12 protein-coding genes are annotated in these 12,857 nt (G+C 68.0%); 6 read left to right on the forward strand and 6 right to left on the reverse strand.

Going from position 1 to position 12,857, the window contains the following annotated elements:
- Positions 1 to 34: 34 nt before the first annotated feature.
- The gene (locus QFZ83_RS19980) at positions 35 to 430 is read left to right on the forward strand and encodes a DUF1428 domain-containing protein (RefSeq protein WP_307509386.1); all 396 of its coding nucleotides are present in this window, start codon (positions 35 to 37) and stop codon (positions 428 to 430) included.
- Between the two features lie 60 nt (positions 431 to 490).
- Here QFZ83_RS19980 and QFZ83_RS19985 read toward each other — a convergent pair whose 3' ends face one another.
- The 6 genes from QFZ83_RS19985 to QFZ83_RS20010 all read right to left on the reverse strand — a co-directional run bounded on the left by QFZ83_RS19985 (position 491) and on the right by QFZ83_RS20010 (position 6,477).
- Positions 491 to 1,318 (reverse strand): hypothetical protein, encoded by an 828-nt coding sequence (locus tag QFZ83_RS19985; RefSeq protein WP_307509389.1) that lies wholly within the window; start codon positions 1,316 to 1,318, stop codon positions 491 to 493.
- Between the two features lie 44 nt (positions 1,319 to 1,362).
- On the reverse strand, positions 1,363 to 1,887 hold the full coding sequence (locus QFZ83_RS19990; protein ID WP_307509390.1) for a spore coat U domain-containing protein: 525 nt from the start codon (positions 1,885 to 1,887) through the stop codon (positions 1,363 to 1,365).
- Positions 1,884 to 4,118 carry a fimbria/pilus outer membrane usher protein gene (locus QFZ83_RS19995; RefSeq protein ID WP_307509393.1) on the reverse strand — a complete coding sequence of 745 codons (2,235 nt, stop codon included), beginning with the start codon at positions 4,116 to 4,118 and terminating at the stop codon, positions 1,884 to 1,886. The genes QFZ83_RS19990 and QFZ83_RS19995 overlap by 4 nt, the downstream gene beginning before the upstream one ends.
- A 100-nt stretch (positions 4,119 to 4,218) precedes the next feature.
- A complete protein-coding gene (locus QFZ83_RS20000; protein WP_307509397.1) occupies positions 4,219 to 4,992 on the reverse strand; it encodes a molecular chaperone in 774 nt (257 codons plus the stop codon).
- A 28-nt stretch (positions 4,993 to 5,020) separates the two neighbouring features.
- Positions 5,021 to 5,554 (reverse strand): spore coat U domain-containing protein, encoded by a 534-nt coding sequence (locus QFZ83_RS20005; protein ID WP_307509399.1) that lies wholly within the window; start codon positions 5,552 to 5,554, stop codon positions 5,021 to 5,023.
- A gap of 215 nt (positions 5,555 to 5,769) precedes the next feature.
- Complete coding sequence (locus QFZ83_RS20010; RefSeq protein WP_307509401.1) at positions 5,770 to 6,477, reverse strand: helix-turn-helix domain-containing protein; 708 nt, start codon at positions 6,475 to 6,477, stop codon at positions 5,770 to 5,772.
- Positions 6,478 to 6,682: 205 nt separating this feature from the next.
- On the opposite strand from QFZ83_RS20010, the gene QFZ83_RS20015 reads away from it, so the two are divergent.
- Genes QFZ83_RS20015 through QFZ83_RS20035 form a run of 5 tightly spaced genes read left to right on the forward strand, consistent with a single transcriptional unit; the run spans position 6,683 to position 12,843 of the window.
- The gene (locus QFZ83_RS20015; protein ID WP_307509404.1) at positions 6,683 to 7,843 is read left to right on the forward strand and encodes an FAD-binding oxidoreductase; all 1,161 of its coding nucleotides are present in this window, start codon (positions 6,683 to 6,685) and stop codon (positions 7,841 to 7,843) included.
- 36 nt (positions 7,844 to 7,879) lie between these two features.
- Positions 7,880 to 9,331, forward strand: coding sequence for a M81 family metallopeptidase (locus tag QFZ83_RS20020; RefSeq protein WP_307509406.1), 1,452 nt, complete (start codon positions 7,880 to 7,882; stop codon positions 9,329 to 9,331).
- A gap of 43 nt (positions 9,332 to 9,374) precedes the next feature.
- Positions 9,375 to 10,964 carry an ABC transporter substrate-binding protein gene (locus QFZ83_RS20025; protein ID WP_307509408.1) on the forward strand — a complete coding sequence of 530 codons (1,590 nt, stop codon included), beginning with the start codon at positions 9,375 to 9,377 and terminating at the stop codon, positions 10,962 to 10,964.
- 24 nt (positions 10,965 to 10,988) lie between these two features.
- Positions 10,989 to 11,924 (forward strand): ABC transporter permease, encoded by a 936-nt coding sequence (locus QFZ83_RS20030; protein WP_307509410.1) that lies wholly within the window; start codon positions 10,989 to 10,991, stop codon positions 11,922 to 11,924.
- A gap of 25 nt (positions 11,925 to 11,949) precedes the next feature.
- Entirely contained in the window at positions 11,950 to 12,843 is an 894-nt protein-coding gene (locus QFZ83_RS20035) for an ABC transporter permease (protein WP_307512777.1), read from the forward strand.
- Positions 12,844 to 12,857: the final 14 nt, after the last annotated feature.

The raw sequence follows: 12,857 nt of genomic DNA on the forward strand, positions 1-12,857 counted from the left end.
AGCGCAACAGCACCCCTTGAACGGAGACGGCGACATGACCTACATCGACTGCTACCTGGCACCCGTGCCCCGCGCCAACAAGACGGCGTACGAGAAGATGGCGGCCGCCTCCGCCGAGGTGACCAGAGCACACGGCGCGCTGCGCGTGACGGAATGCTGGCTCGATGAATCCGGCCCCGACGCATCGACCTACCACGGTGAAAGCGCGCGTCGCGGCGCAGACCAATACACGAGCTTCATCAAGGCAGCCGGCGCCAAGGAAGGCGAGGCTGTCGTGATGTCGTGGGTCGAGTGGCCCGACAAGGCCGCGAGGGACATAGGGATGGCCAAGGTGACAAGCGATCCGCGGATGCAGTTCGAGGGGCAGGTTCCCGTGTTCGATGGCTCTCGCCTCATCGCCGGGGGCTTTCTGCCCATGATCTCCCTGTAGAGGCTTGCGAGAAGTCCGGCAGCGCCACGGTCTTCGCGCTGAGGATGCCGTGCTCTGTGCTCATGGTGAGGTGCGGTTTGCAGATGTTCCCAGTCCCCGCTCGACGACTTCCACTCGCGCCCCAAGCGCTTCGAAGCGATGAACCAGGTAGTCCTTCGCCGCATCGCTGACGTTGTCAACCAGCAGCGGCAAGGGCAATTGATGCTTGAGCTTCAGCAGGCTTGCGCCGGCCAGGTGCCTGTAGTCCGGATGCGCCTTGAGCGCGGTCAGCACCTGCAGGGGCTGAGGGCCCAGGTCCGCGAGATGCACCGAGTAGAAAAGGATCTTCGACGGAACATCGTCCGACGGAACTGGCGCATCGATTTCGATGCGCTCCATCAGCACTCGAAGATTCGGGAACAGCGGCTGCGGCGACCAGCTGCCGCTCCCGTGATAGTCCCAGAGCACCGGTACTTCGGGCTGGCTGATGTCGCCGATCAACGGATCGCCATCGGCGTTTTGCAGCACCACCCAATGCGGCTGCCATTCGCCGGTCTGCACGGCATCGCGCCACACCAGACGCTCCGGCGTGCTCGCCTCTTGATCCAGGATGAAACGGTAGCCCTCCATCTCCGCCAGGAGGCCGGGCACATCGACGGCGCCCGCGCCGGTGAGCTCGCCGCGCCAACCCTCGCGCCAATCCGCCTCGTCCAGCACGAGTGACTGGGTCCCCATGCTGCGGCACCAGGCGAACCAGTCCTGCATCGGTGGAGGCAAGGGCGGCAGAGCGAACTGGGCCGCCAGCGAGGTCTGGATGATGGCCCGGCTGGGCCAGTTTTCGGGTGTCAATGCCATTGGGTGTTCGAAGATTGCTTCGGCTTGCTTTCGCGATCTGCGGCAGATTGCCATGGGGTCGAGCGCCGACGCGCGCGGCCTGTCGCTCCGCGACCGCCTCAATAGGTCACCGTCACCGTGATGGTGTTGCTGTAGCTGCCCGGCGCCACGTACTGCCCGATCGGAATGCGCCCATACACGGTGTAGCTGCGCGGCACCGAATTGCCGCCGACCGATGCGAGCGCGCTGTAGCTGTCGGTGACCGTTCCGGCACCCCAGACGGCGGTGCGCGCATTCGTGGTGTAGAGGTTGTAGCCCAGCGGCGTGCTGCCCGGGCCTGTCAATTGCCGGTTGGCAATGCTGCCGCCGGTGCCTGCGCTGAGCCCGATCGAGTAAGACAGGGTCACCAGAATCCCCAGGCCGGTGACAGTGCCCACGACGTTGATGGCCGTGGTGTTGTCCTTGGGCGTGAGGCTGGACGGGTCGTAGTTTCCGAACGCGAGCGGCAGCGGCACGGTGACCGTCGCACTGCAGCTGAACAGGCCCACGCCCGTGCACGCGGCATCCGCATCGTGCGTACCCAGCAGGCCGGCGATTCCGATTGCGAGGGCCAGCGCCGATGCACTGCATGCGGTGCGCTTCATGGCCGCGGCGATGCAACGGGCTCGCATCGGTAGGGCCCCATGGAGGGCAATGTGCCGGAGCGGTCGATTTCGCCGAGCGTGAAGCGGCAGTGCCCCTTCGTCCACCGGGCCTCGAAGCTTTCGCGGGGCTGCGGGTCGTCGATGGAGAGCTGGCCGTTGAAGCCCGAGACCAGCGAGGTGCCGCGCGCCGGCCGCAGCACGTCGATGCCCGCGGGCAGCGGACTGCCGTCGGGCAGCAGCACCGTGGCACTCGCCAGCATTCCGCGCGAGATGTCGAAGCTGGCCGCGGCCACGCCCTTGTAGCGCGGCACCACGCGGAGGACGTCGCTGCGCACCTGCGCCTCGATCGGCAGGTCGCCGTTGTCGATGCTGATGTGGTTGGGCTCATAGGCGCGCAACCCGGAGACGACGGCGCGGCCCTGGCTGTCGGTGGTGGTCCAGGGCAGGTTCTCGCGGTAGACCTTCACGCCCGGAGCGCCGGGCACCGTCACCAGCGCGAACGCATCGTCGGATTGGCGGGTGGCGAAGGTCATGCCGCCTGCATAACCCACGGCACCGCTCGCGCGCACGCGCATCGCGTTCTGCCCCTGTGCGCGAGCCGCCTCGGCGGTGAGCAGACCGTAGCGGCCGCGGTAGTCGACGCCGGCCTCGGTGCGCGCGTTCTCGCCATCGGCGGCGCGCAGCCGCCAGCCCCAGCCGGTGTCGCTGGGCGGCTGCTGGCTCATTTCGGCGACGGCCGAATGCTTTCCGGGGTTCTGCTGTTGCAACGAGAGCGAGGCGTTGCGGCCTTCGCCGAGCGCGAAGCTGAGACTGACGCCCACGGATGTCGTGGGTCGCCTGCCGTCCTGGCGCGTGTGGGCCACGTAGGTTCCGAGCCAGGCGCTGCCGCCCACGCTGATCGACCAACTCGCCGTGGTCACGCCCACGCGCTCGCCGGTGTTGTAGTGCAGCCGGGTGTGGCTGGCGCCCAGCGTGCCGTAGCGGCCCAGCGAGCGGCCCGCGAACAGCTGGCTCTGGGCATTGACGTGCACGGGGCTGTCCTGCCAGGCGATCTGCGTGAAGCCGCGGCTCGCCACCTGCCGGCTGGCAGAGAAATTCCATTCGTCGCTGGTGCGCGTGTAGGCAGCGCGCCAGAGCCGTCCGCTCCCGCCGTCGCGGCTGCGACTGGCGGCACCATGCAATGCGAACTCGCCGACCGTGCCCCACACCCACGTCAGGCCCGCGCCTGCCGTCTGGCTGCGCGCGCCGGCTTCGCCGCGCACCTCGACGGTGGCGCCATCGGTGAGGCCGCGCCGCCAGCTGCCGGCCACGAAGGGCGGCCCGTAGTCGAAGCTGCGCTCGCCGTAGCGAAGGCGCGTCCACCCGGCTTCCAGCGAGTAGTCGGAGAGCCCCGCGCGCAGCAGGTTCGAACTCACGTAATAGGGCGTGGTCACGGTGCGCTGCACGCCCAGGGCATCGGTCACCGCGAAGCGCATCTCGCCCGCGCCGGTGAGCACCGGCACATCGGTGATCGCAAACGGTCCCGCATCGACGCGGCGCTGGTAGCGCAGCGTGTCGTTCACGTAGACCTCTACCGCCGAGGGCACGGCGGCACCACCGCTGAGCGTCGGCATCGGGTAGCTGATGTAGCCCGGCTGCAAGCCGAAGCGGGTGCCGAACTGCACTCCGCCGAAGCGAAAGGGCGTGGACCATGCGGATGCCTGCGTGATCGCATCGCCGATCGTGAGGCGGGTCAGGCGGTCGGGGTCGTCGCGGCGGAAATAGCTGTCCAGCCGGGTGGTGCCATGCCCCCCGAACGCCGAGCCGGAGCGCCCGGCAACGAAGCCCGTGCCCGCGAGCCCCCACTCGCCCGAGGCTGCGGCGTCGAAGTACCCCGAGGCGCGCGTGCCCTCGCGGTCATGCTGCAACACGAGGTCGTAGTTGAGGAAGGCGCCGAAGGCCGAGGCCGACAGCGGCGGGCGATCGCTCGCGGGCCTTTGTGCCCGCATGGTGCCGGGCGTGAACGCGTCGGCCGGGAGCGTCAGCACCACGCTCTGCGCGCTCTCGTCGAACTGCAGCAGAGCACCCGGCAACGCGCGCAGGTCGTAGTAGTTCGTCTCTCCACGCCGCAGTGCCGGCGTGGGAGGCAGTACCAGGCGCCATGCGGCGAGGTCGGCTTCGGCCACCAGCAGTTGTGCGCCGCGCCGGAGCAGCGGGCGCGGCGCCTGCTGCGCCTCTCCGTTGATACGCACGTCCAGGATCGCCGGCTGCGCATCGTCGACGGCTTCTCCAGAAGGCAGCTCCTGTGCGCAGGCGACCCGAAGGCCCAGCCAGCCGCAGCACGCCCAGACGCTAGCGCGGCACGGCAGGCGCACGGGGCACGAGCGCGGTGGCGGTGACGGTGGACAAGGGCTCGGGCGCATCGGTGGCGGCCTCGATGTGCAGGCGGGTATCGGGTGGCAAGGCTGGAAGATCCAACTCGATGCCAGCCGACTGCCCGGCCAGCGCATAGTGGGAGAGGCTCTTTCGCAGCAACTCGGCGCCGCCCTCACGGCGCACCACCAGCTGCGTGAGCTGGATGTGCTCGCTGCCCTGGTTGTCGAGCATGAGCCTGTGACCACGTCCGCCCCCGCCCGCCCCCCCCGCCTGCAGGCGCCACTGCAGCGCCTGCCGCAGTTGCAACGGCGGCACGAAGATCGGAACGCCGATGCGCAGCAGCGTCTGCAGCTTCGCGCCGCCGGCGCCGTCGGTTGCGAGGGCCTGGTCGCGCGGCAACTGGCGCAGGAAGACACGGTAGCTGCGCTCCACGGCCCCGGCCGGCACCTGCAGTCCCAGGCGCACGATCTGCCGCCCGCCTGGCGGCAGCCGGAAGATGCTGGGGTTCACCAGCACCTCGCGCGTGGGTTGGTAGACATCGCGCCCGTCTTCTTGCGACCAGGCCAGCACCTCGGCCTGCACCGAGACCTCCTGCGTCTCGTCGGTGTTGCCCATGGTGAGCGATGCAACCGGCCTCTGCGGCGTCAACACGATGCGCAACGGCGCCACGCTCAGGCTGGCCGCCGACACGCCGATGGGCATCAGCACGCAAGGCAGCAGGGCGGACCACCGCAGAAAGGTGCGGCGCATGCCGCGAGTGGCTGCGATCAATCTGCGATCAATAGGTCAGCGTAAGCGTGATGGTGTCGGCGTAGTCGGTCGCCGCCGCAGCGGCGTACTGCGCCGTGGGAATCTGTCCATAGATGGTCTGTGTCTGGGGCAGCCCGGTGCCGGTGTAGCCGGTGGCCGAGGTGCTGTTGTCCCAGTTCGTCGAATGCGTGCTTTCCTTGAAGAGGCCGTACGACAGCCTGTTGTTGCCGGCGGCGGCCGTCGGGCTGGTCATGGCGCGCGTGGTGATCGTCGCGCCCGCGCTGGTGCCCGCGTTCAGCCCGAGGGAATAGGGCGTGCCGAACGTGCAGGTGACGCTGAAGGTAGTGGTGCCGCTCAGCGCCGTGGCGGCTGCAGGGTCGTAGTTCCCGAAGGCCAGCGTGGCTGGGGTCGTCATCAGGCAGGCCTTGAGCACCGTGGCCGTCACCTGGAAGGTCGTGGTGGCAGTGACGGCGTTCGCCGATGGCACGACCGCGAGCAACGCGCCGACCGGCAACGCGATGCGGGCGACCGCATGAAAGAGAGGGCGGAGGGTGTGACGCATCGGGTTGGACCTTTCAACGAAAGACAGTCCCGTTTCTAACCACTCCCGCGCCGATGCAATGTAGGAATATTCCTTCCGTCCGCAGACCGCGACAGTACCTTTGCGCTCAGGGGTTCGAAGAAGAGTTATTTAGGCCTACTCGAATTGCCGGTTGCGTTCGTTCAGCGCAGCCTCTATCGGGCATCAGCACTTTTCTGCCGGCCGAGATCGAGCCCTCAGCTTTTGCTGCGTCCCGTTTTCTTCGCCACCGCCTTGCGCGCCGGCTTCAGCACAGGCGCCTCGCGCGCCGACTTCATGTGTCCGCTCTCCCCGGAGGTCACGCCGACGATCTTCGCGAGCTGCCGGCTCACGCTCACGTACGCATGGCCGATGCTGCTGTCGTAGTACAGCGAATCGCCGCGCGCGAGGTGCACCACTTCACCCGTGTCGAAGTGCACCTCGATCTCGCCCGAGAGCACATAGGCGAACTCCTCGCCCGGATGCCGCGCGAAGTCTTCCGGACCGTTGATGCGGCGCGCATGCACCGTGCCGACGACGGGGCTCATCTGCTTGCCGGCCGCGGTGGTGCCGAGGAACTCGTAGGCGAACGAGAGTCCGCGGTAGACCACGCCCTTGCCCGCGCGCGTGACCACCGGTCCGTCGAACTGCGCGGGCTTGACGCCGGCACCCGCGAACATCGCGTTCATGTCCATCTCGAGCGCGCGGCCCAGTGCGGCGAAGTTTTCATACCCCAGCGCGAGCTGGCCGCGCTCGGCGCGCGAGATGGTGGTGATCGACACGCCCGAACGCTCGGCCAGTTGCGCCAGCGTCCAGCCGAAACGCTTGCGCGCGGTGCGCAGGCGGTGGCCGAAAGTGGTGCGGTCCAGCGTGGGCGCCTCGTCCTTTGGCTTCGTCCCCGGCTTGGTCCCTGTGTGTGGATTCACGCTTGGCTTTCTCTTTGTAGTGCATGGCGATTCTGCCAGCGGGGCCCGTACGCCATCCATGCCAACCCGGATGACTCGGGCGCGGAAGTTGCGTATGCGCAAATTGCATTGACGCAAATTTCACCGATGAGGTGCACCATGGTTTCCCCTTGGTGCGCCGCAAATAATTTGCGTATCCGCAAATTTCTTTCTACACTTTTCGGAAATGACCTCAACGACAACAGCGCCCATGGTGGCCGACTACCTCGTGATCGGCGGCGGCATCGCCGGGGCTTCGGTGGCCCACTGGCTCGCCCCGCATGCCCGCGTGATCCTGCTCGAACGCGAAGCCCAGCCGGGCTATCACTCCACCGGCCGATCGGCCGCGCTCTTCATGGAAAGCTACGGCACGCCGCAGGTGCGCGCCCTCACCATGGCGAGCCGCGCGTTTCTTCAGCATCCGCCCGAAGGCTTCTCGGAGCACCCGCTGCTCACGCCGCGCGGCGCGCTGATGGTCGGCGGCACGGCACAGCTCGCGGAGCTCGATGCCCACTGGGATGTACTGCGCGCCATGGACACGGGCGCCAGCCGCCTGAGCAGCGAAGAAGCCCTCGCGATGGTGCCCGCCCTCCGGCCGGACCAGGTGGCCGGCGCGGTGTTCGAACCCGATGCGGCCGACATGGACGTGCACGCCATCCACCAGGGCTACCTGCGTGGCATGCGCAAGGCCGGCGGCAAGCTCGTGTGCGATGCGGACGTGACGGCCGTGGAGCGCATCGGCGAGGTGTGGCGCGTGACGGCCGGCGGCAACGTCTACGAAGCCCCGGTGGTGCTCAACGCCGCGGGCGCATGGGTCGACACCATCGCCAAGCTCGCGGGCGTGCGGCCCATCGGCATTGAGCCGCGGCGACGCTCGGCCTTCATCTTCGCGCCACCCGAGGGCGAGAGCGTCGCGCACTGGCCCATGGTCTTCAATGCCGACGAGGGCTGGTACATCAAGCCCGACGCCGGCATGCTGCTCGGCTCGCCGGCCAACGCAGACCCGGTCGATCCGCAGGACGTGCAGCCCGAAGAGCTCGACATCGCCATCGCGATCCACCGCATCGAGGAGGCGACCACCCTCGCCATTCGCCGCCCCACGCGCACCTGGGCGGGCCTGCGCTCCTTCGTGGCCGATGGCGACCTCGTCGGCGGCTTCGACCCCGATGCGCCCGGCTTCTTCTGGGTCGCGGCGCAAGGCGGCTACGGCATCCAGACCTCGGCGGCGATGGGCGAAGCCTGCGCCGCGCTGGCCCGCGGGCTGCCGCTGCCCGAGCGCATCGCGGGCTTCGGGCTCACGGCCGAGATGCTCGGGCCGCAGCGGCTGCGCATTGCCGCGGCTGCCTGAAAAAGAACACCCACAACAACCACAGAGACCATCCCCATGCGTGTCTTCAGCGCCTCGCTCGCCACCGAAACCAACACCTTCGGCCCGATGCCGACCGGCCTCGCCTCGTTCAAGGACCGCGGCCACTTCCCCGCCGGCAAGCACCCGGATGCGATGACGCTGTTCTCGGGCCCGCTGTGGGCCGCCCGCATGCGCGGCGCGGACAAGGGCTGGCAGCTCTTCGAAGGCATGGTGGCCGGCGCGCAACCCAGCGGCACGACCACGCGCCACGCGTATGAAACGCTGCGTGACGAGCTGCTCGACGACCTGCGCGCGGTGCTGCCCGTGGATATGGTGCTGCTCGGCCTGCACGGCGCGATGGTGGCCGACGGCTACGACGACTGCGAAGGCGACCTGCTGGCGCGCGTGCGGCAGATCGTCGGGCCCAAGGTGGTGATCGGTGCCGAGCTCGATCCGCACAACCATCTCACGCCCGAGATGATCGCCAACTCCGATGTGATGATCTCGTTCAAGGAGTACCCGCACACCGACGTGCTGGAGCGCGGGCTCGAGCTGGTGGACATCTGCGCCGCGATGGTCGAAGGCAAGGTGAAGCCGGTGCCCGCGGTGGTCGACTGCGACATGATCGTCACGGTCCACACCTCGCGGGAACCTGCACTTGGTTTCGTCAAGCGCATGCAGTCGCTCGAAGGCAAGGACGGGGTGCTCTCGATCTCGCTCACGCACGGCTTCTCGTGGGGCGATGTGCCGGAGATGGGCACCAAGGTGCTGGTCTACACCGATGGCGACCAGGCCAAGGCCGACGCACTCGCGCGCCAGCTTGCGGATGAGGTGATCGCGATGCGCGACGGGCTCACCGTGAACTACCCGAGCATCGATGCCTCGCTCGACGAGGCCCTGGCCTTCGATGGCGGACCGGTCGTGCTCTCCGATGGCGCCGACAACCCCGGCGGCGGCGCGGCAAGCGATTCCACCTTCATCCTGCGCCGCATGGTCGAGCGCGGCATCACCAACGCGGCGCTCGGTCCGATGTGGGACCCGATCGCGGTGCGCATCGCCTTCGATGCGGGCGTGGGGGCGAAGCTGGCGATGCGCATCGGCGGCAAGATCAGTCCGCTTTCGGGCGATCCGCTGGACCTCGAATGCACCGTGAAGGCGCTCAAGCACGACCTGGTGATGACGGGCCTTGCCGGCACGCCCACGTTCATGGGCGACAGTGCGCTCATCGAAGCCAACGGCATCGAGATCGTGCTGATCACGCTGCGCAACCAGGCGATGGGCACCGACCTGTTCACGCAACTGGGTTGCGACCTCGCGGCCAAGAAGATCATCGTCGTGAAGTCGTCGCAGCACTTCTATGCGTCGTACTCGAAGGTCGCGAAGCATGTGATCTACGCGGGCGCGCCGGGCGCCGTGACGTTGGATCTCAACACCCTGCCCTACAAGAAAGCGCGCCTGCCCAAGTGGCCTATTGGCGTCGCGGCCTGATTTCTTTTTCTCTTCCTTCTTTCGCCCCACCGGAGTACCGACGATGAAACGACGAACGCTTGCCGCCTCTGCCGCCTTTGTTGCCCTGGCGCTTTCCGCCGCGTGCCTCCCGGCGCTCGCCCAGACACCCGCGCCCAAGACGCTCAAGGTGGTGGCGCATGCGGACCTGAAGATCCTCGACCCGACCTTCACCACCGCCTACATCTCGCGCAACTTCGGCTACATGGTCTACGACACCCTGTTCGCGCAGGACTCGAGCGGCAAGCCGCAGCCGCAGATGGTCGAGAAGTACACGGCTTCGAAAGACGGCAAGCAGTGGAGCTTCACACTGCGCCCGGGCCTGAAGTTCTCCGACGGCAGCGCGGTCACCTCGGCGGACGCGGTTGCTTCTCTGCAGCGCTGGGCCGCGCGCGACAGCCTGGGCCGTGCGATGACCGCGAGCGGCGCGGAGTGGAAGCAGGTCGATGCGCGCAACTTCACGCTCACCCTCGCCGAGCCCTTCGGCATGGTGCTCGATGCGCTGGCCAAGCCCTCGGGCTTTCCGCCGGTGGTGCTGCCGGAGCGCCTGGCCAAGCTGCCGGCCACCACGCCGCTCACCGAGGTGCTGGGCTCGGGCCCCTTCATCTTCAAGCGCGACGAATGGGTGCCGGGCAACAAGGCGGTGTTCGTGCGCAACCCCAACTACGTGGCGCGCAGCGAACCGCCGAACGGCTTGGCCGGCAGCAAGAAGAGCAACTTCGATCGCGTCGAGTGGCTGTACCTGCCTGATTCGAACAGCGCCATCGCGGCGCTCAAGCGCGGCGAAGTCGACATCGTCGAGCAACTTCAGCCCGACTACATCGCACCGCTGCGCACCGACACGAGCGTGAAGATCGGTTCAGGCGGCGCCTATCAAGGCTTCCTGGTCATGAACCAGCTGCATCCGCCTTTCAACAACCCGAAGGTGCGCCAGGCGCTCTTGCAGGCGGTGAACCAGGAGCGCTTCGTCGCGGCCATGGGCTATCCGCTGGACATGCGCATGGCCTACTGCCCCACCTTCTTCATCTGCGGCAGCCCCAACGAAACCTCGGCCGGCGCCGAGCCCTACCGCAAGGCCGACGTGGCCAAGGCCAAGAAGATGCTGGCCGACGCGGGCTACAAGGGCGAGAAGGTCGTGCTGCTGGTGCCCAGCGACGTGCCCTACCTGAACGCCGAGGCGCTGATGGCCGCGCAGACCATGAAGAGCATCGGCATCAACGTCGATGCGCAGAACCTGGACTGGGCCTCCATCGGCGCGCGCCGCGCCAAGCGCGATGCGCCCGAGGCCGGCGGCTGGAACATGTACGTGACGGTGGCCGGCGAATTCGACGCCAACTCGCCCATCAGCAACGCCTACCTGGGCGCGGCCTGCGGCAACACGCTGCCGGGCTGGCCCTGCGACAAACAGCTGGACGAGCTGCGCACCGCCTGGCTGAAAGAGACCGTGCCCGCCAAGCGCAAGGAACTGCTCGACGCCTTCCAGGCCCGCGCCTACGAGGCCGTGCCTTACATCAACGCGGGCCAGTACTCGGCCGCCTTCGCCGCGCGCGCCAACCTCAAGGGGCTGGACAAGCTCTGGGCCGGCATGCCGATGTTCTGGGCGCTCGACCGCTGACGGCCACGCAACGCGCGCACTGCCATGGGCTACATCGTTCGACGCTTTCTCTCGACACTTCCCGTCATGGCGGTGGTGGCCGTGGTGGTGTTCCTGCTGATCCACCTGTCGCCGGGCGATCCGGCCGCGCTCATCGCGGGCGACCTCGCGAGCGTGGAAGACATCGAGAAGCTGCGCGCCGCGCTCGGGCTGAACCTGCCACTGTGGCAGCAGTTCGCGGTGTGGCTCGGCAAGCTCTTCACCGGCGACCTGGGCACCTCGATCTTCACGCAGGTGCCGGTGTCGCAACTGCTCGGCCAGCGGCTGGAGCCGACGGTGTCGATCGCCGCGCTCACCATGCTCATCACGCTGGTGGTGGCTGTGCCGCTGGGCACGCTTGCGGCCTACCGCGCGGGCAGCTGGGTCGACCGGCTGGTGATGGTGTTCGCGGTGCTCGCGTTCTCGGTGCCGGTGTTCCTCGTGGGCTATCTGCTGATCTACGCTTTCGCGATCCAGCTGCCGTGGTTTCCGGTGCAGGGCTATGTGCGTTTTTCCGAGGGGCCGGGCGAATGGCTGCGCTCGCTGGTGCTGCCTTGCGTGAACCTGGCGCTGGTGTACATCGCGCTCGTGACCCGCATGACGCGCGCCACGGTGCTCGAGGTGCTGCATGAAGACTACATCCGCACCGCGCGCGCCAAGGGCCTCGGCGTGCTGCCGGTGCTGGGGCATGCGCTGCGCAATGCGGCGATTCCCATCGCCACGACCATCGGCGTCGGCATTGCGTTGCTGATCGGCGGCGTGGTGGTCACCGAGACGGTGTTCGCCATTCCGGGCGTGGGGCGCCTCGTCATCGATTCGGTGCAGCGCCACGACTACCCGGTGATCCAGAGCGTGCTGCTGCTGTCGGCGGGTGTGTATGTGCTGATCAACCTGCTGATCGACTTGAGCTATCGGCTCTTCGATCCGCGCATCCAGTACTGAACGAGACATGTCCACCGTACTCCCGATGAACGACCTACCACTACCCGTTGCGCCCGCTGCGACCCCGCCCGACGAAGCGCCCTTCGTCCCGCCGCGCTGGCGCTGGGTGCGCAAGCACCCGACGCTGATCATCGGCGCGTTGCTGCTCATCGCCGTGGCAGCGCTCTCCATCGCCGCGCCGTGGATCGCCACGCACGACCCGCAGGACATCGACCCGCTCGCGCGCATGCAGCCACCGGGTGCCGAGCACTGGTTCGGCACCGACGCGCTGGGCCGCGACGTGTTCAGCCGCGCGGTGTGGGGCGGGCAGGTGTCGATGATCGTCGGCGCCTCTGTCGCGGTTTTGGCGACGGTGTTCGGCGTGCTGATCGGCCTGTTCGCGGGCTTCGTGCGCTGGGCCGACGGGCCGGTGATGCGGGTGATGGACGGGCTCATGGCCATCCCCGGCATCCTGCTCGCGATCGCGCTCATGGCGGTGACGCGCGCGAGCCTCACGACGGTGATCGTCGCCATCACGGTGCCCGAGATCCCGCGCGTGGTGCGGCTGGTGCGCTCGCTGGCGCTCACGCTGCGCGAGCAGTTGTATGTGGAGGCCGCGCATGCCGTGGGCACACGGCTGCCGGTGATCCTGTTTCGCCACGTGCTGCCCAACATGGTGGCGCCGCTGATTGTGCAATCGACCTTCGTCGCGGCCGCCGCGGTGCTGACCGAAGCCGCCCTCTCCTTCCTTGGCGTGGGCGTGCCCGCACAGACGCCCAGCTGGGGCAACATGATGGCCGAGGGCCGCAACTTCGTGGCAGTGGCGTTCCACATCATCCTGTACCCGGGGCTGCTGCTGGCGGCAACGGTGCTGGCGATCAACCTGCTGGGCGACGGCCTGCGCGATGCGCTCGATCCGCGTCTTGCGCGGCAACTGTGAGCAAGCCATGAAGC

Origin of the sequence: Variovorax sp. W1I1 (assembly GCF_030815625.1) — a bacterium.
In the GTDB taxonomy this organism is placed as follows: domain Bacteria; phylum Pseudomonadota; class Gammaproteobacteria; order Burkholderiales; family Burkholderiaceae_C; genus Variovorax; species Variovorax paradoxus_C.

Bases quoted from the DNA above. Each gene is read 5' to 3' on its own strand.
- QFZ83_RS19980 (WP_307509386.1), top strand. From the start codon at position 35: ATGACCTACATCGACTGCTACCTGGCACCCGTGCCCCGCGCCAACAAG.
- QFZ83_RS19985 (WP_307509389.1), bottom strand. From the start codon at position 1,318: ATGGCAATCTGCCGCAGATCGCGAAAGCAAGCCGAAGCAATCTTCGAA.
- QFZ83_RS19990 (WP_307509390.1), bottom strand. From the start codon at position 1,887: ATGAAGCGCACCGCATGCAGTGCATCGGCGCTGGCCCTCGCAATCGGA.
- QFZ83_RS20000 (WP_307509397.1), bottom strand. From the start codon at position 4,992: ATGCGCCGCACCTTTCTGCGGTGGTCCGCCCTGCTGCCTTGCGTGCTG.
- QFZ83_RS20005 (WP_307509399.1), bottom strand. From the start codon at position 5,554: ATGCGTCACACCCTCCGCCCTCTCTTTCATGCGGTCGCCCGCATCGCG.
- QFZ83_RS20015 (WP_307509404.1), top strand. From the start codon at position 6,683: ATGACCTCAACGACAACAGCGCCCATGGTGGCCGACTACCTCGTGATC.
- QFZ83_RS20020 (WP_307509406.1), top strand. From the start codon at position 7,880: ATGCGTGTCTTCAGCGCCTCGCTCGCCACCGAAACCAACACCTTCGGC.
- QFZ83_RS20025 (WP_307509408.1), top strand. From the start codon at position 9,375: ATGAAACGACGAACGCTTGCCGCCTCTGCCGCCTTTGTTGCCCTGGCG.
- QFZ83_RS20030 (WP_307509410.1), top strand. From the start codon at position 10,989: ATGGGCTACATCGTTCGACGCTTTCTCTCGACACTTCCCGTCATGGCG.
- QFZ83_RS20035 (WP_307512777.1), top strand. From the start codon at position 11,950: ATGAACGACCTACCACTACCCGTTGCGCCCGCTGCGACCCCGCCCGAC.